The sequence below is a fragment of the Erysipelatoclostridium sp. AM42-17 genome (genome assembly GCF_003480255.1).
In the GTDB taxonomy this organism is placed as follows: Bacteria; Bacillota_I; Bacilli_A; order Erysipelotrichales; family Coprobacillaceae; genus Faecalibacillus.
This window is the reverse complement of record NZ_QUIN01000015.1, coordinates 26,052-43,846: the sequence shown is the minus strand read 5'-3', so window position 1 is coordinate 43,846 and position 17,795 is coordinate 26,052. Positions and strand designations below refer to the sequence as shown.

The 17,795-nt window shown below is 29.4% G+C and carries 17 protein-coding genes and 1 other annotated feature; of the genes, 4 read left to right on the top strand and 13 right to left on the bottom strand.

Annotated features, from left to right (window positions below):
* Positions 1-47: 47 nt before the first annotated feature.
* The 3 genes from DW911_RS06875 to DW911_RS06865 are packed head-to-tail and all read left to right on the top strand — an operon-like array spanning position 48 to position 2,397.
* Entirely contained in the window at positions 48-803 is a 756-nt protein-coding gene (locus tag DW911_RS06875) for a threonine/serine ThrE exporter family protein (protein WP_118432913.1), read from the top strand.
* Positions 803-1,258, top strand: coding sequence for a threonine/serine exporter family protein (locus DW911_RS06870; RefSeq protein WP_118432914.1), 456 nt, complete (start codon positions 803-805; stop codon positions 1,256-1,258). Before DW911_RS06875 ends, DW911_RS06870 begins: the two co-directional genes overlap by 1 nt.
* Positions 1,255-2,397: a nucleotidyltransferase gene (locus DW911_RS06865; RefSeq protein WP_118607631.1), complete on the top strand. Its 1,143-nt coding sequence runs from the start codon at positions 1,255-1,257 to the stop codon at positions 2,395-2,397. The genes DW911_RS06870 and DW911_RS06865 overlap by 4 nt, the downstream gene beginning before the upstream one ends.
* Before the next feature lie 10 nt (positions 2,398-2,407).
* Here DW911_RS06865 and pheT read toward each other — a convergent pair whose 3' ends face one another.
* From pheT to DW911_RS06845, 4 genes are all read right to left on the bottom strand, one after another.
* Positions 2,408-4,798, bottom strand: coding sequence for a phenylalanine--tRNA ligase subunit beta (pheT, locus tag DW911_RS06860; protein WP_118432916.1), 2,391 nt, complete (start codon positions 4,796-4,798; stop codon positions 2,408-2,410).
* Between the two features lie 4 nt (positions 4,799-4,802).
* Positions 4,803-5,840, bottom strand: a complete 1,038-nt coding sequence (pheS, locus tag DW911_RS06855) for a phenylalanine--tRNA ligase subunit alpha (protein ID WP_118432917.1) — start codon at positions 5,838-5,840, stop codon at positions 4,803-4,805.
* 34 nt (positions 5,841-5,874) lie between these two features.
* Positions 5,875-6,073, bottom strand: a binding site (T-box leader).
* Between the two features lie 42 nt (positions 6,074-6,115).
* Complete coding sequence (locus tag DW911_RS06850) at positions 6,116-6,826, bottom strand: TrmH family RNA methyltransferase (RefSeq protein ID WP_118607630.1); 711 nt, start codon at positions 6,824-6,826, stop codon at positions 6,116-6,118.
* Positions 6,823-7,488: a M48 family metallopeptidase gene (locus DW911_RS06845; protein WP_118607629.1), complete on the bottom strand. Its 666-nt coding sequence runs from the start codon at positions 7,486-7,488 to the stop codon at positions 6,823-6,825. The genes DW911_RS06850 and DW911_RS06845 overlap by 4 nt, the downstream gene beginning before the upstream one ends.
* 50 nt (positions 7,489-7,538) lie before the next feature.
* Between DW911_RS06845 and sspI the strand changes: the two genes are divergently transcribed.
* On the top strand, positions 7,539-7,733 hold the full coding sequence (gene sspI, locus DW911_RS06840) for a small acid-soluble spore protein SspI (protein WP_118432920.1): 195 nt from the start codon (positions 7,539-7,541) through the stop codon (positions 7,731-7,733).
* Positions 7,734-7,737: 4 nt separating this feature from the next.
* Here the strand turns inward: sspI and DW911_RS06835 are convergent, their stop codons facing one another.
* The 9 genes from DW911_RS06835 to polA form a co-directional block, all read right to left on the bottom strand.
* Entirely contained in the window at positions 7,738-8,181 is a 444-nt protein-coding gene (locus DW911_RS06835; protein WP_118432921.1) for a hypothetical protein, read from the bottom strand.
* Between the two features lies 1 nt (position 8,182).
* Positions 8,183-9,016 carry a hypothetical protein gene (locus tag DW911_RS06830; protein ID WP_118607628.1) on the bottom strand — a complete coding sequence of 278 codons (834 nt, stop codon included), beginning with the start codon at positions 9,014-9,016 and terminating at the stop codon, positions 8,183-8,185.
* 100 nt (positions 9,017-9,116) lie between these two features.
* The gene (gene pyk / locus DW911_RS06825) at positions 9,117-10,550 is read right to left on the bottom strand and encodes a pyruvate kinase (RefSeq protein WP_118432923.1); all 1,434 of its coding nucleotides are present in this window, start codon (positions 10,548-10,550) and stop codon (positions 9,117-9,119) included.
* Between the two features lie 32 nt (positions 10,551-10,582).
* On the bottom strand, positions 10,583-11,542 hold the full coding sequence (gene pfkA, locus DW911_RS06820; protein WP_118432924.1) for a 6-phosphofructokinase: 960 nt from the start codon (positions 11,540-11,542) through the stop codon (positions 10,583-10,585).
* An 88-nt stretch (positions 11,543-11,630) separates the two neighbouring features.
* The gene (locus DW911_RS06815) at positions 11,631-12,533 is read right to left on the bottom strand and encodes a DnaA ATPase domain-containing protein (RefSeq protein ID WP_118432925.1); all 903 of its coding nucleotides are present in this window, start codon (positions 12,531-12,533) and stop codon (positions 11,631-11,633) included.
* A 10-nt stretch (positions 12,534-12,543) separates the two neighbouring features.
* Positions 12,544-13,803, bottom strand: a complete 1,260-nt coding sequence (locus DW911_RS06810) for a DnaD domain protein (protein ID WP_118432926.1) — start codon at positions 13,801-13,803, stop codon at positions 12,544-12,546.
* Complete coding sequence (gene coaE / locus DW911_RS06805; RefSeq protein WP_233541858.1) at positions 13,800-14,378, bottom strand: dephospho-CoA kinase; 579 nt, start codon at positions 14,376-14,378, stop codon at positions 13,800-13,802. The genes DW911_RS06810 and coaE overlap by 4 nt, the downstream gene beginning before the upstream one ends.
* On the bottom strand, positions 14,375-15,187 hold the full coding sequence (mutM, locus tag DW911_RS06800) for a DNA-formamidopyrimidine glycosylase (protein ID WP_118607627.1): 813 nt from the start codon (positions 15,185-15,187) through the stop codon (positions 14,375-14,377). The genes coaE and mutM overlap by 4 nt, the downstream gene beginning before the upstream one ends.
* On the bottom strand, positions 15,187-17,790 hold the full coding sequence (gene polA, locus DW911_RS06795) for a DNA polymerase I (protein WP_118432928.1): 2,604 nt from the start codon (positions 17,788-17,790) through the stop codon (positions 15,187-15,189). The genes mutM and polA overlap by 1 nt, the downstream gene beginning before the upstream one ends.
* Between the last annotated feature and the right edge of the window lie 5 nt (positions 17,791-17,795).

Here is a 17,795-nt window from a genome sequence, read left to right as displayed (position 1 = left end):
TTTATAAACAAAAAAATATTGGTATACTTTTATTCTGAGGTGATAATATGAACGAACATGAATTATTTAAATGTATTGGTGAAATTGGCAGATTATTACTTAGACATAGCGCTGAAATATATCGTGTAGAAGAAAGTCTTAAAAGAATGTGCAAAAGCTATGGCTTTAAGGATATTGGGGTTTTTGCATTACCTTCTTATTTTACTTTAGGCGCTACTCTTCATGATGGTTCTTCACCATCTATTATTATAAGAACCATTCAAAACAGGACCAATCTAGATTGTGTTTACGAATTAAATAATCTCGTTCGCTATATATGTCAATATCAACCTGATGAAAATTATATAAAAAAAGAAATAGAGCGTATTAAAAATTTACCTGAAAAAATGAAGCTTGTTTTTTTAGGATATGGTATTGGAGCAGGTTTTTTTGCTGTATTCTTTGGTGGGGGCTTGTCAGAGTTTGTAGCTGCAACAATTATTGGTTTTATTACCTATTTTGTAGTTTGGCTCCATGAAATTCTAGAAATCAATGCTCTTGTTAGAACCATGGTAACAAGTATGATTTTATCCGCCTGTGCTATCATAAGCTATCATTTTCATCTTATTCATTTATTACAATCTACAATTATTGGCTGTTTAATGGTTTTAGTTCCCGGAATGGCTATTACTAATAGTTTAAGGGACATTATGTCTGGAGATTATATTTCTGGTCAAGCGAGAATGTTAGAAGCTTTTTTAACAGCTACTGCTATTGCATTAGGTGTAGGGAGTATGCTTGTCTTATTGAAAGGATTAATATAATGGAACAAATTATTCAATGTCTCAGTGCTTTTTTTGCATGTATTGGTTTTGCCTTTGTCTTTCGTATCCATCATCATCCTCGTTTTGCTATTATTGGTTCTTTAGGAGGAAGTCTGGGATGGATTATCTATCTACTTACAATTCAATCATATGGAGATGTATTGGCTAATTTAATTGCAATGAGTTGTGTTGCTTTATATAGTGAAATCATGGCGCGTTTACTTAAAGCTCCAGCAACGATTTTTATTATTATTGGTTGTTTCCCTCTCGTTCCTGGAAAGGGAATCTATCAAACCATGCTTTATCTTATTCAAGGTAATAATGACTTATTTGTAAGTAGTTTACTCAATACAATTGCGATTGCATTTGCTTTAGCTTTAGCTATTTTACTGGTTTCTACGTTATTTAAAGTCATTAAAGTCATTAAAACATCTGCAAAGAAGGTATCATCATGAAAGTATTAGGTTTAATTGTAGAATACAATCCTTTTCATACCGGTCATCTTTATCATATTCAAAAGGCAAAAGAATTAATCCAACCTGATTATACAATTGCGATTATGTCTGGTCATTTTGTTCAACGTGGAGAAGTAGCCATTGTTGATAAATTTAAAAGAAGTGAGATTGCTATTAAATATGGTATTGATTTAGTTGTTGAATTACCATTTTATTATGTCAATCAAAGTGCTGATTATTTTTGCAAAGGTGCAATTGATCTACTTTATCATTTAGGATGTACAGATTTAGTATTTGGCAGTGAATCAGGAAATATTGATGAATTCAAAGAAATTGCCTATGCTATTGATCATCATCAAGAACAATATGATAACAGTGTTAAACAATATATGAAACAAGGTTTCCGTTACCCTGATGCTTGTAATCAAGCCCTATCAAAATTATTAAATAAAACAGTCACTACCCCTAATGATTTATTAGGACTAGGATATGTAAAAGAAGTAATCTTTAATCATTATCCTATTCACTTGCATTGTTTAAAAAGAACAAATGATTATCATGACCAAACCATCAAACAAATCAGTAGTGCGACAGCATTACGTTTAGCACTTAAACAAAATAAAGATGTAAAACATTTTCTACTTAATGAACATTATTCATCTTTCTACTTTCAAGAACAATTCTTTCCTTTATTAAAATATAAAATCATGATTTCTTCACTACAAGAACTAAAAAACATTCATTTAGTAGATGAAGGTATTGAATATTTATTAAAGAAAGTCATTGTTAAAGTGAATCATTATGATGAACTTGTTTTTAGTTTAACAAGTAAACGCTATACATCTTTAAGAATTCAAAGAATGTTGCTGCATATTTTAATGAATAATACAAAAACAGAAATGAATAATATACCACCTATTGATTATTTACATATTTTAAAAATGAATCAAAAAGGACAACATTATTTAAATCAAATAAAAAAGACCTGTACTTATCAAATTGTAACTAATGCATCTAAACTTGATCATCCAGCTTTTGATTTAGAACTTAAAACTGCTTCATTACTTACTTGTATCTATCATGAAAACAAAATAAAACAGGAATATCGAAATATTCCTGTTTACCAAGATGACATTTAGTCATCTTTTTTTATCCTCTTAAATGAGCATCAAATTCTTTTTCTACAGCAGCTAAAATTCTTTCCATTGCTTCATTAACTGTTTTTTCATCAAGTGTCTTCTTTGGATCTTGGAAAACTAAATTAATTGCAACAGATTTTTTACCTTTAGCAATATGTTCACCTTCATAAATATCAAAGATTTTTGTTTCTTTGACTAATTGTTTACTAGCTTGAACAATTTTACGACAAACATCTTGAGCAGGTACGTCTTTAGCCATAACTAACGCAATATCTCTTGATACTGAAGGATATTGTGGAATAGCAGTAAATTTAACTTTACCTGTTTTTAATCCTAAAATCGCTGATAAATTTAATTCAGCAACATAGACATTTTTCACTCCATATTTCTTTTCCATTAATGGATGAATATTACCAATAATACCGACAATTTCTTTATTAATAACAATATAAGCACTACGTCCAGGATGGTAACATGGATGATCACTTTCTACTCTTTCTAAACGATATCTTGATTCTTCGATACCAATATTTTTAAAGATTGTTTCTACAAATCCTTTTAATAAATAATAATCTGCTTGATATGAAATTTGACGATAAGCCAAGCCTTGATATTCACCAGTACATGCAATAGCAAGATTTTGTAATTCACAATCTTTTGAGTAAGTTGTAGATAATTCAAAAATATTAACATCTTTAATATTTCTTGATTGATTATAATTAATAACTTGTAATAATGAACCAATAATTGATTTTCTTGTTACACTTCTTTCTTCACCTAGAGGCATGGCTAATTTTACTGTTTCTCCTGTATGGAATAAATTAAAATCATCAACCATTGATGGTGAAGTTAAAGAGTAAGTTAATGTTTCATGTAAACCTAAATCTTTAAGTACATTCTTTATTGTATGTTTCTTTGCTTGAGTATCTGTTCTTTTACCAGTTGTCATCGACATCTCTGGAAGAGATGATGGAATGTTGTCATATCCATAAATACGTGCCACTTCTTCAATTAAATCTGCAGCCATTGTTATATCATTACGATATGTAGGAACTTTTACAGTAAATGTATCATCATTAAATTCATATGAGAATTTTAATGCATCAAAGATTTCTTTAATTTGTTCACTTTGTATATTTGTCCCTAATAAATGATTAACTTGATATGTTGAAACTTCAACGTATTTATCTTCAATATTTAATGGTGTTGTCACACTTTGATAGATTTCTTGAGCATCAGCTAGTTCTTCTAATAAATTTGCACATCTTTCAAGAATTTGTAATGAATTCGCTGTATTTAAGGCTCCTTTAATATAATGTTGAGAAGCATCAGTTAATAAATTTAAACGTCTTGCTGTTTCACGTAAAGATGGTCCATCAAATGTTGCCACTTCAATAACAATATTTTTAGTATTTTCATCAATTTTTGTTCTTTCTGCTCCCATCACACCAGCAATACAACCAATGCCTTGATCAGTAGAAACAATAATATCTTGAGGTTCTACTTTATATTCTAAACCATCTAACATCACTTCTTTTTGATCAAATCCTGTTTTAATTACAAATTCTTTTTTACCTAATTTATCATAATCATACATATGAATAGGTTGTCCTGTTTCCAACATAACAAAGTTAGAAATATCAACAATATTATTGATTGGTTTAATACCACTTGCAATTAAAGCATTTTTTAACCATTTAGGAGATTCTTTAGTTGTTACTCCTTTAACTAATTTAGCACCAAAGAATGGACATAAATCTGTTTCCACTTTAACCTCAATGCCACTACCTTCAATTCCTTTAGTTGTAATTTCAGGTAATGTTACATCACGATGTAACACAGCCCCAACTTCATAAGCAAATGAAGTCATAGCCATACAATCAGCACGATTAGGAGTTAAACCAATTTCTAAAATTGTATCTTTTAAACCAATATAAGAAAGTGGATCTTCACCTACAGGCGCATTTTCATCTAATACATGAATACCATCTTTATCTTCTGGAGATAACAAACGAGCATCTAATCCAAGTTCAGCAATTGAACAAATCATCCCATTTGATTCAACACCACGAATTTTACTCTTTTTAATAACAAATCCTTCTCCTAAATCACAACCAGGGTTAGCAACAATGACTTTTTGTCCGGCTGCAACATTAGGTGCTCCACAAACGATTTGACTCATTTCGCCAGGTCTTACTTCAACTTGACAAACATTTAAATGGTCGCTGTCTGGATGAGGGACACATTCTTTAACAAAACCGATTGTCATATTATTACCTCGAGCTAATGCATGCATTCCCTCTACTTCTAATCCAATTGAAGTCACTTTATCTGCAAGATCTTTTGGATCTTGATCATCAACTTTTACATATCTATTTAATACATTTAAACTAATATCCATCTTCTTACTCCTTTCTACCAAATTGACTTAAGAATCGAATATCATCATTATAGAAATCACGAATATTATCAATACCGTATTTTAACATAGCAACACGTTCAATACCGATACCAAAAGCAAATCCTTGATAGACTTTACTATCAAAGCCACACATATCTAAAACTTTAGGGTTAACCATTCCTGCACCTAAAATTTCAATCCATCCAGTATGTTTACACATTGGACATCCTTTTCCTCCACAATGATGACATGAAATATCTACTTCTACTGATGGTTCAGTAAATGGGAAATAAGATGGACGTAATCTAATTTCACGTTTTTCTCCAAAGAACTTTCTAGCAAATACTTCTAATGTTCCTTTTAAATCTGCCATTGTAATATTTTTATCAACAACAAGTCCTTCACACTGCATAAATTGATGTGAATGTGTTGCATCATCATCATCACGACGGTAAGTTTTACCTGGACAAATAACTTTAATTGGACCTTTTCCTTCTGCTTTTAATAAAGTATGTGCTTGTACTGGAGAAGTATGAGTACGCATTAAAGTATTTTCATCAATGTAGAAAGTATCTTGCATATCTCTTGCTGGATGTCCTTTAGGTAAATTCATTAATTCAAAGTTAAAATAATCTGTTTCTACTTCAGGACCTTCAGCAATTTGATATCCCATTCCAATAAATAAATCTTCTAATTCACTTACAATAACTGATAAAGGATGTAATGATCCTTGATCTAGTTTATAACTAGGTAAAGTAATATCAATACTTTCACTATTAATTTTATTTATAATTGCTTGTTTTTCTAAAGCTGCTTTTTTTTCTTCTACAGCTTTAGATAATTCTTGTTTTACTAAGTTACTTGTTTGTCCAAATTTCTTTCTTTCTTCACTAGCCATATCTTTCATTGCTTTCATAGCTTCTTGAATTGGACCCTTTTTACCTAAATATAAAACACGAACATCATTTAAGTCTTTTAAAATTGTACATGAAGAAATCTTTTCTAGTGCTTCATCTTTAATTTTTAATAATTCCTTTTCCACTTTATTCCCTCCTAAAATATAAAAAATCGTTCCATTTAGGAACGATTTAATCGCGGTACCATCCTAATTCATAACATTATGTTATGCTCTTAATTCACTGTAACGTAGTCTCTCCGGCGATGATTGGTCGCACTCCAAGGTGAATTCAATAGTTCATTATCAAAAGACTTCCACCAAACATCTTTCTCTCTAACATAACTACACTATTTACTAGTCCTTATCAACGTGTTATATACTTTGATATTATAACGTGTTTCATTCACTTTGACAATCATTTATTTAAAATGATACATCATAATGCTTCCTGCTATCGCTACATTTAAGGATTCAATCGTATCAATTGGAATATAACCAATTACATCACAAATATCAATAATTTCTTGTGACATCCCATTACCTTCATTTCCTAATACAAAAGCCATTTTTTCTTTTTTTTCTAATAAATGAATATCTTTTCCATTTTCTAAAGCACTTCCCACTACAGTAACACCTTTTTCTTGTAATAAAGGAATTATTTCTTTTAAATCGCGATAAATACATGATAAATGGAAATGAGCCCCTTGCATAGAACGTAACACTTTATCATTATAAATATCCACACTTTGATGAGATAAAATAACTTGGTCAATACCAAAGGCTAAAGCTGTACGAATTAATGTTCCTACATTACCTGGATCTTGTAAGCTATCTAAAATCAAATAACGACTACCTTCAATCATTTCATCATTTTCTATTTTTTTACATCTTGCCATAATTGATTGTGGTGTTTTTGTAAATGCTAATTTTTCCATAACTTCCTTAGAAACTTCAATTGAGTCCATATCTGTTTCCACTGGTTTGGTAGAAATAATTAGATCAGCTACACCTTTTTTTATCGCTTCATCCACCAAATGCTTCGACTCTACCAAATAATAATCTTGACGATATTTCTTTTGTTTTAATTTCATTAAATCTTTAATGATTTTATTATTTACTGATGTAATCATATTCCTACCTCCGCTAACCGTTTTTCTCTTTGTTTATAATCAGGCATTCTTTTTTCTATTTCTAAGTAAAATTCTTTTGAATGATTAGGTTCAATAAAATGACATAATTCATGAACGATAACATAATCAATTAACTTCTTATCAACATGGACAAGTACACTATTAAAACAAATCTTATTTTTTTTGTAAAAACAAGCTCCCCATCTAGATTTCATCTTTCTAAGAGTTATATCTACTTTATTTAATGGAAAATCATTTAACAAATAGGTTTGTATCTTTCTAACTAAGTAATCCATTAATTGTTCCTTTAAAAATAATGTAACAGTTTTTTCAATATCACGATGATATACATATAAATCCAATCCATGAATAGCACATTTTTTTATTCCTACGTCTTTTAAAAGAATACGATATTTTTGATTAAAAAGATAGACATATCCTTGATCAACATAATCTGCTTTACAAAAATATTGATCCATTCTTTTTAATAATTTATCTTGATTTTGAATAATAAGTGCTTCTATTTGGTCAATATTCATCATTTGAGGAGCATGAACTACAATTTGACCTTGTTCAACTTTTAAATAACAATTTTTTATTTTTTTATATTGAATAAAATAACTCGTTATTCTATTCCCTATTTTTATTTTTCTTTCTTCCATTCTTTGTATACTCACTCCTTTTTGGTCCATAATATGACAGGAGTGATATTATGGATATGAGAAAAGCTTTACTAACTAAATTACATGATTGTCCTAGTAATGAATTAAAGGATATCATTGAAGAAGGTATTGCCTCTAAAGAAGAAACCATTTTACCAGGTTTAGGTGTTCTTTTTGAAGAGTATTATAAATCTTTAGATCAAAAAGAACCTTTCTTAATGCAATTATCTCAATTATTAAAATAGACTCTTAGGGTCTATTTTTTATCATTTCTTTAAAAGATCTTAAAATCATAAAAACAAACATACTAATTAAATCAACTTTAAACAATCTAACCAACGGACTCATCACGACAATTAAAATTAATCCTATCATGATAATAATAGATAAATAAAATGAGTAATGATGATCTTTAATCTTAAAACTTATACAGATCTTATTTCTATAAGCATCACTGATAATTTTATAGATTTCAAAGATTAGATAATTAAAAACCCATATAAGCATAAAATAGAGCCAAGTAAAAATACTATTAGAAAAAATCTTCTCTATTCCATTTATAAAAGATATTTGATAATAAAGACATAAATCATAGGACATAGACAATAATGTAATAATAAATGTCATAATACCATTTCTAGCTAAATATAAAACAATAAAATCTTTTTTTAACTTTGAAATATGTTCATTCATTTTATTCACCTGCCTCCAAAGATAAATCCATTTTAAAGACAAACGTCTTTCCATTATCTTTAGAAAAAATAACAACTACACTTAAATCTTTTTGATCTAAACGACCTAATTCCTTATCCTGATGATAATACTGATATTTTTTATTATTAATAATGTCTTTTGATAATCCACTTATCTTTTTAAAAACAATATAGTTGTTATCATTATCCTTGGATTTCTTTTCATTTTTTAAATAACGATATTCTAAAGATACATAAGGGTATTGTTTAATAATATCTTTATTGGTTGTTGTAAGATAACCTAGTTTCATATCATAAGGTGCTACACATGATTGTACAAGTCGATATTCTTTGTTCGATCCTAATAATTTTTTTGTAGGAATTAAATTCAATGCGTGTTGATAAACCATTTCTTGATCACATTTTATTTGAATATATGCCTTTGAAAGATCTGTTATATCAAATTGTAAAGATTGTTGTTGAAAACGTATTTTTGATTGTCCATTAGAATAAGTAAACTGATTGATGATTTGATGACTCGCTTTATTTTTTATATCATTTAAAGAAATAATAACTTGATAATTTTGTTGCTCTTTTAACATTAAATTTTCTAAAGAAAGTGAATAGTCACTCATTTTTAATATTTTATTATCATTAAATACCTCTAAACCATTTAATTTAATTTGATCATTATTTAATGATAAGACATAATCGAATGATTGAATATCACCATAAGTATGAAATGAAAAAACATCATACATAAAATAAAGTGAACATACTACCAAACAAGTACAGATTAAAGAAACAATTAAATTCATACGAGATTTTTTATTCATTTATATCACCATTTAAAATTATACACAAACCCTTTGTAATAGCAAACTCATTTTATCGACAAAAAAACTGGAAGCATCGCTTCCAGTTTGAAAATCATCATTATTTTACAGTTACTAATTCTAAGTAAGAAGTAGTTCCAGCAACACCTGGAGTACCACCAGTTACTAAGATTTGTTCACCAGGTTGAACAAAGTTTTCTTTAGCGATAACTTGTGCATATTCAACCATAGCTGCTCTTGTATCCATTTGTTTACATAAAACAGTTTTAACACCCCAGTTTAAAGCTAATGCTTTTGTAGTGTTTTCATTTGGAGTAGCAGCGATAATCATTGATTGAGGACGATATCTAGACATTTTTCTAGCTGTGAATCCTGAGTCAGTGAATGCTACGATAGCAGCAACATCAAATTTATAAGCAATTTCAGCTACTGACATACAGATTGCTTCGCTTTGATCTTGAGGAGCAGTTCTAATAGCTCTTCTTTGTAAAGAAGCATAATCTAAAGTTCCTTCAGTTTTTAAAGCAATTTTAGTCATAGTCATAACTGCTTCTTCAGGATATTTACCTTGAGCAGATTCACCAGATAACATGATTGCATCAGTTCCATCATAGATTGCATTAGCAACGTCAGAAACTTCAGCACGTGTTGGTCTTGGGTTTTCTTGCATACTATCTAACATTTGAGTTGCAGTAATAACAACTTTTCCAGCAGCACGACATTTTTTGATTAATTCTTTTTGGATTAATGGTACATCTTCAGCAGGAACTTCTACACCTAAGTCACCACGAGCTACCATGATACCATCAGCAACTTTTAAGATTTCATCCATGTTTTCTACACCTTCGCTATTTTCAATTTTAGCGATGATTTGAATTTCTGGACGACCATTTTGGATTAATAATTTTTTAACATCTAAAACATCTTGAGCACGTCTACAGAATGAAGCAGCGATGAAGTTAACACCTTGTTCACATCCAAATGTGATATCTCCGATATCTTTTTCTGATAAATAATCAAATCCTAATTTAATACCTGGAACGTTAATTCCACGTTTATTTTTAACAACACCATCATTAGCTGCCACACATACGATATCAGTACCTTCAACGTGATCAACTAATAATTCTACTTGACCATCATTAACTAAGATGAAACCACCAGGTTTAACATCTTTGTATAATTCTTTGTATGTAATTGTGAATCTATCACTTGTACCTTCAATATCTTCAACACAAATAGTAGAAACTTGACCTTTTTTGAATTCAGTTTTTCCACCAACAAAATCACCAGTTCTAATTTCAGGTCCTTTAGTATCTAATAAAATTGCTACATTTTTATTTAATTCTTTGTTTAATTTTCTAAGAGTTTTAATTCTTCCACCATGTTCTTCAAAATCACCATGAGAGAAATTTAATCTCATTACATTCATCCCAGCTAAGATTAATTTTCTTAACATTTCTTCATTTTCAGAAGCAGGACCAATTGTACAAACAACGCGTGTTTTCTTTTTTCTTTCTCTTTCTAATACCATCCTAATATCCTCACCTTACAATTTAATTTATATTAACGAAGTTTCATTGCATCTTCGTAAATACCAAAATCAGTTTCACGTTTATGTCCTAATACATCAGTGATTTTTAATCCTTTAATTTCACCATGTACTTCACTAACACATAAACCACCTTTACCAGCTTCAAGTAATTCAACTGCATAAACACCCATTCTTGAAGCAAGCACTCTATCTCTTGCTGATGGTCTACCACCTCTTTGCATATGTCCTAAAACATTTGCACGAGTTTCGAATCCAGTTTCAGCTTCTACTTTTTTAGCTAATTCATGAACATCTGTAATATGTTCAGTAATAACAACAATAGCGTGTTTTTTATCTGATGCTTTTGATGCTTTTAATCTTTCGATTACTTTTTCTTCATCAAATCCGATTTCACTTGTGATAATCATTTCTGCACCATCAGCAATACCTGCATTAATTGCTAAATCACCACAACGACGTCCCATAACTTCTAAGATAGTACATCTTTGATGTGAACTAGAAGTATCTCTTAAACGATCTAATGCATCTACAATTGTATTTAATGCTGTATCAAATCCAATTGTATAATCAGTATCAGGAATATCATTATCAATTGTTCCTGGAATACCAATACAGTTAACACCCATTTCAGTTAATTTTAAAGCTCCATTATAACTTCCATCACCACCGATAACGACTAAAGCTTCCATACCAACTTCTTTCATTTTTTCGATAGCTTCTTTTCTAACTTCAGGATCTTTAAATTCTGGGAAACGAGCAGATTTTAAAATTGTTCCCCCTAAGTTAATGATATTACGTGTACTATGACGATCAAATTTAATAAATTCACCATCATGTAAACCTTTATATCCTAACTTAACACCATAAACTTCAATTCCTTTATTTAAACAAGTTCTTGCTACAGCTCTTACAGCTGCATTCATTCCTGGAGCATCTCCTCCAGAAGTTAAAACACCTATACATTTAACCATAATATCGCACTCCTATTTTTATGTGTTTCATTCCTTTGCCATTTTATCACAAATACAATGATATTAACAACAATATTTTATCTTTTTTCTATCTTAAATCGCTTCCTTTTAGCACAATTTCTTGGCTAACCGCTTTCATTCTATCAAGCAATCTTTCTACTCTTAATTTATCTCCTTGTTTCAACATATAAAGACTCTTTAATTGACTAATTGAATACTGACTGGTAAAGAATGTAACCTTATTATTTTGATTTCGATAAGCTAATGTAGAACTTAAAATTTCATCACGAGACCAGTTTGTTACATTTTCCCCACCAATATCATCAATAACCAAATAATCTAAATTTTTAAGTAACTCTATGGTTTCATTATTCCCTTCTTCACCAAATGAATTCTTTAAATCCATTAAAAAAGTTGGAAAATGAATGAATCCACATCGTTTTTCTTTCTTGGCTAAGTTACGAATAATAAAGCCTGCCAAACTTGATTTACCACTTCCTGGTCTACCGTATATATAAAGCCCTGTTGATTGTGGATTTTGAATATAATTCATGATGATCTTTGTTGGTTGCGGATCTTGGGTTGCTACATCTTTAATTTTAGAAGAAGTTGTCAACAATAATTCTTCACTTACGTTTTTTAATAAGATATGACTTAAGATTCTTTGATTTTCAAGAATTTGACTACCAAAACGGCATGGTGATAAAGAAATAAGAATTTGACCTGATTCTCCAAGTTCCATATTTTGCTTCATACCAATAGATACTTTTGTACAATCTTTTATTCCTTTGCATAACTTACATTTCTTTAAATCTTCTTGATAATCTAAAAATTCAATCCAATTTTCTTCAATATCTTCTCTTTTTAAATGAAGGCGTGAAAGAACCTCTATAATATCTTGATCTTTCATTAAATTATCTATACTTTTTTCTTTACGTTTTAAAATTGTATCATTTTCACTAAATAATCCAAATTCTTGAATACTTTTCATATTGTTCCTCCTAATCAAATTGTGATAGCATCTTTAATACATCTTCATCAATTTCATGGTTTGTATTCGTATCATCTTCTTTAACTTCATCTTCATTATCAACATAAAATCCATCACTATGACTCTTTAATTCTTTACGATAATGAATATATTCTTTTCCTTCTTGAATAGCATCCTTTACAGTTTCAATATGTTTTCGTTTCCATCTTGATCCTTGTGCTTCCATAAAATTACGAGAAAGCATATTATCACATTGCGACAATGTTAATTCAATTAATGCATTAATCACTCCTGGTTCTAATTGCAATGATGTAAGAATTGATTCAACAATAGTTAAATCTCTTTTTAACGGTTCTTTTCCACCTTGTTTATCTTTTAATAACTGATAAGGCGTAATACTTTCAAGGTAGTGAATATGTTGATCAATACCTGTTGATCCTGTTGAAGACATTTTAGATATAGGCTGACGATGATAAATTTCTTGGTATTTTTCTGGCATTTTTAAATCATAGTATTCTTGACATTTTTGTTTTAATAGTTGTTGGTTGAGTTTGTCATCATCCATGGCTTCTTTAACTAAAGTTTGCATATCTAAAGCATTAATACGATACATCATTCCTAATTGCTTAATTAATACTTCATCATTTTGATTTATCATTTTTTTAGATATTTGTAAGTTTTCTAGTCCTTGATAGAAAAGGGTTAAATCATACTCATCTTCTATATGATTGACTTTTTTACTATAAACATTTTTATCAATAAGTCCTTCTTCTTGTCCTAGATAAACATCAAAAACATCACTAAAACTATGAGTAATTTCTTGATATTCTTCTTTATTTACATCAAAAGTTCTAAAATTCATGAATGTTTTTTGATAATCTTCTTGTCCTAATTTTTGTTTAAGCAAACTATTCAATACTTGATGTTGAAAAAACTGTTGTGGTGTTAAAGGATATTTTAAATCAAACAAATATCTTCTTCCAGGATTCGTCCTTACATATGTATTCATTAACCCAATAGCTTCCAATTTACATACTTGTTGGTTTAATGATTGAATGGATAAATCGGCTAATTTAGTAAGTCGTGAAATTAGAGCTGGACTTTTTGTTAATGTCAACCATGATAATTCAGACCACATGGTAATATATAAAGTAATCGCCTGATGCCCAACTATTGGCTGATAAAGTTGATACAAAGATTTTAAACAAATTTCATCAAGCGAATAACTTGATCTAATTTGATATATGTCAACCATCATGATTTCATTCATTTTCTTAATCCTTTCACAAATTGATTTAACTGATCATATAATTGATCAATTGTTCCATTATTATCAATAATAATTTGCGCTCTTTTCTTTTTTTCTTCAATACTTATTTGATTATTCATAATAACACGAGCGTAATCTTGATCTATATGATCTCGTTTCATTAAACGTTCTAACTGCTTTTCTTCACTCAAGTAAACAACCATTATTTCATCACATAGATATTCTAAATGACTTTCATATAATAATGGAATATCTAAAAAGATAACACTATCTTGACACGATTGAATAGCCTGTTTCAATTTTTTAATGACATAAGGATGAATAATTCCTTCTAACTGTTTTTTTGCTTTTTCATCATGAAAAATAATGCGCCCCAATTTTTTTCGATCAACTTTTCCATTTTCAACACAATCAAATAATTGTTCAACTTGAAAAATACAATCTAAATCTTTAGTCAATGCTTCTCTAGAAATTTTATCACTATCTACAACTTGATATCCCAATTTTAATAAATAATCTGTTACCGTGCTTTTACCACAAGCAATACTTCCTGTAATTCCTATTACTTTCATCATTTTTTAGCCTTTTGACAATGAGGACAATAATATGTTCCTCTTCCTTTCAACATTTCTTTTACTATTTTATGACCACACTCTTTACATACTTTTTGTCCATGAACTTGTAATTGAACTTGAAATAAACCGTCTATTCCATTAGCACTAAAAGAATGAATCGTTGTACCACCCTGTTCAATTGCTCTATTTAAAATTGAAATTGATACTTCTTTTAATTCATGGACTCTTTTTTTGGTAAGCTGGCAAGCTTTAGCATAAGGGCTTATCTTCATTGCAAAGCATATTTCATTTGCATAGATATTGCCAATACCACAAATAACAGATTGATCTAATAAGACATGCTTAATAGGCTGATTTTTCTTTTTAAGTTGTTGGTAAAGTTTCTCTTCATCAATAAAAAATGGTTCTGGTCCTAGTTTATTCAAAGGTGCCTGTTCTAAATAATGTTGCAAAGAAACCAACTTCATTCTCCCAAATTTTCTTGTATCGTTATAGCGAAGGTCATGGCCATCATCTAGTTTAAATACAACATGATCATGTTTTGATATTTCTTCATCGCTTAAACAATAACGGTACTTTCCTTCCATTCTTAAATGAGAAATAAAAGCAACATCATCTAATTTAAAAATTAAATACTTGCCATAACGATCAATGTCCCTGATTGTTTGATTGATGACCTTTTGACAAAATAATTTTTGATCATCTTCAATAATACGATCATAATAAATATCTATTGCTTTAATTGTTTTATTTACAATAAGTGGTTTTAATGTTCTCTTTACTGTTTCAACTTCAGGTAATTCTGGCATTATTTTAAATCCTGCCAATTACTTGCGTAATTTCCTTCCGCTTTTAATTCTACACTCATTGCAAAGGCATGTTCCATTCCTCTTTTAACAATATCTATCATATCTTCTAATTCCTCTTTATAAACATCAAATATCAATTCATCATGTACTTGAAGTATCATCTTTGACTTCATTTTTCGTCTTTTTAATTCTTGGTCTACTTTAATCATAGCAAGTTTAATAATATCTGCTGCTGATCCTTGAATTGGTGAATTCATTGCTAGTCTTTTACCAAACTCTTGTCTTATACGATTCCTTTCTTTTATTTCAGGAATATAACGTTTACGATTTAAAATAGTTGAAACATAGCCATTCTCTTTAGCTAATTCAATATTATGATCCATGTATTCCTTAATTTCAGGATAAGTATGGAAATACTTTTCAATAAATGCTTTTGCTTCTTTAACACTCACTCCTATTTGTTCAGCTAAACCAAAATCACTCATTCCATAGATGATTCCAAAATTAACCGCCTTAGCATCTCTTCTCATTTTTGAAGTAACATCTTCTTCACTTACTCCAAAAACAACACTTGCTGTATGACGATGAATATCTTTGTCTTCATTAAAGGCTTGTATAAGACTTTTTACCCCTGCTAAGTGAGCTAATACTCTAAGTTCAATTTGAGAATAATCAAACGAAAGTAAATAATCATATTCAGGCACAAAGGCTCTCCTAATCATTTTTCCTTCTTCATTTTTTACAGGAATATTTTGCAAATTAGGATCTGTAGAAGATAAACGACCTGTTTGCGTTAATGCTTGATTATAGATAGTATGAATCTTTTGATCAATAAAAACTTGTTCTTGTAAACCAACAATATAGGTTGAATAAAGTTTAGTTAACGTACGATAAGCTAAGACTTTATTAATGATAGGATGCACTTCTTTTAATTTATTTAAAACATCTACAGAAGTAGAATATCCTGTTTTTGTTTTTTTACCGTTAGGTAAACCCAAATCTTCAAATAAGACTTCTCCTAATTGTTTTGGTGAAGCAATATTAAATTCTTTATGTGCTAATAAATAAATTTCCTTTTCTAAAGCCTTTATTTGTTTTGAAAAATCAGTTTGTAAAGATTTTAATACATTTAAATCAACCTTTGCCCCTTGATATTCCATATCCGCTAAAATATAAGTAACCGGTAATTCAACATCTTTATATAAATCATATTGATTTTCTTTCATTAACCTTTCACATACTTGATCTTTTAAAGTAAAAATAGCTTTTGCTTGTTTGACAAGATGAGCTGCTAATACATTTTCTTCAGGAACATGTTTTTTAGCACCTTTACCATAAACGACTTCATCATATTCAACATCATGATATTGATAATAATCACATACATATTTCATTTCTTCTTTTAAAGCTGGATTTAAAATATAAGAAGCAAGCTGTAAATCAAAAACAAACCCCTTAACTTGTAAACCATGCCAACGGCATGCATTAATACATTTCTTTATATCAAATCCATATTTTTCTAACGATTCATCTTGAAGATAATGTTTAAATTCTTGACAATTCATTGCATTTTCTAAAGAAATAAAATAAGCTTCTTCTTCATTATAGATACCAAATCCCATAATAGGTGATTTATGATAATTTGTATCATAAACCCCAACAACTAAACTTGTTGGTCTTGTAATACATGGTAGATGTTCTACTATTTCAAATTTGACTTCTTCAACTTTTTCTTCTTTAACAGACATTCTTTTAAGTAATGAATTCATATCATAACGACGATAAAAAGATGCTAATTCATCATAATCATAGCCTTGATAACGCCAATTTTCTAAATCTAGATCAATGGGTGCATCTGTAACAATAGTAGCAATCTTCTTAGAAACAAGTCCTAATTCTATGTTTTCTCTTACTTTTTCCCCCATTTTTCCTTTTAATTCATCCATGTGATCTTTTAAGTTCTCAATTGATTCATATTGATGTAATAACTTTAAGGCAGTCTTTTCACCAATTCCGGGAATACCGGGAATATTATCCGCACTATCACCCATCAATCCTAACAAATCTTTCATTTGTTCAGGCTTCAATTGATATTTTTCATAAAAACTTTCTGGTGTAATTACTTCATATTCATTTGTTTTTTGAGGCTTTTTGTATTGATATGTTTTATCATTGATAAGTTGCATCATATCTTTATCATTTGTCATGATAGAAACAGAAATCCCACGATCATTAGCCTTTTTAGCTAATGTACCAATAATATCATCACCTTCATAACCCTCTAATTCAATAAAGGGAATATGATGTGCTGTTAAATATTCTCTTACCATTGAAAACTGACAAATCAATTCTTCAGGTGTAGGTTTTCTTGTTCCTTTATATTCTTCTAATAACTCACTTCTAAAAGTTTTTCCTTTTGCGTCAAATGCTACCACAACACATTCAGGTTCTTTTTTTAATAAATGTTCTAAACGATTAGCAAAACCATAAACTGCATTTGTTGGTACACCATCCTTATTGACCATCAAATTTCCCATGGCAGCTGTTGCATAATAACAACTAAACAACCAAAAATTTCCATCTATAATTACTAAATTTTCCATACTTT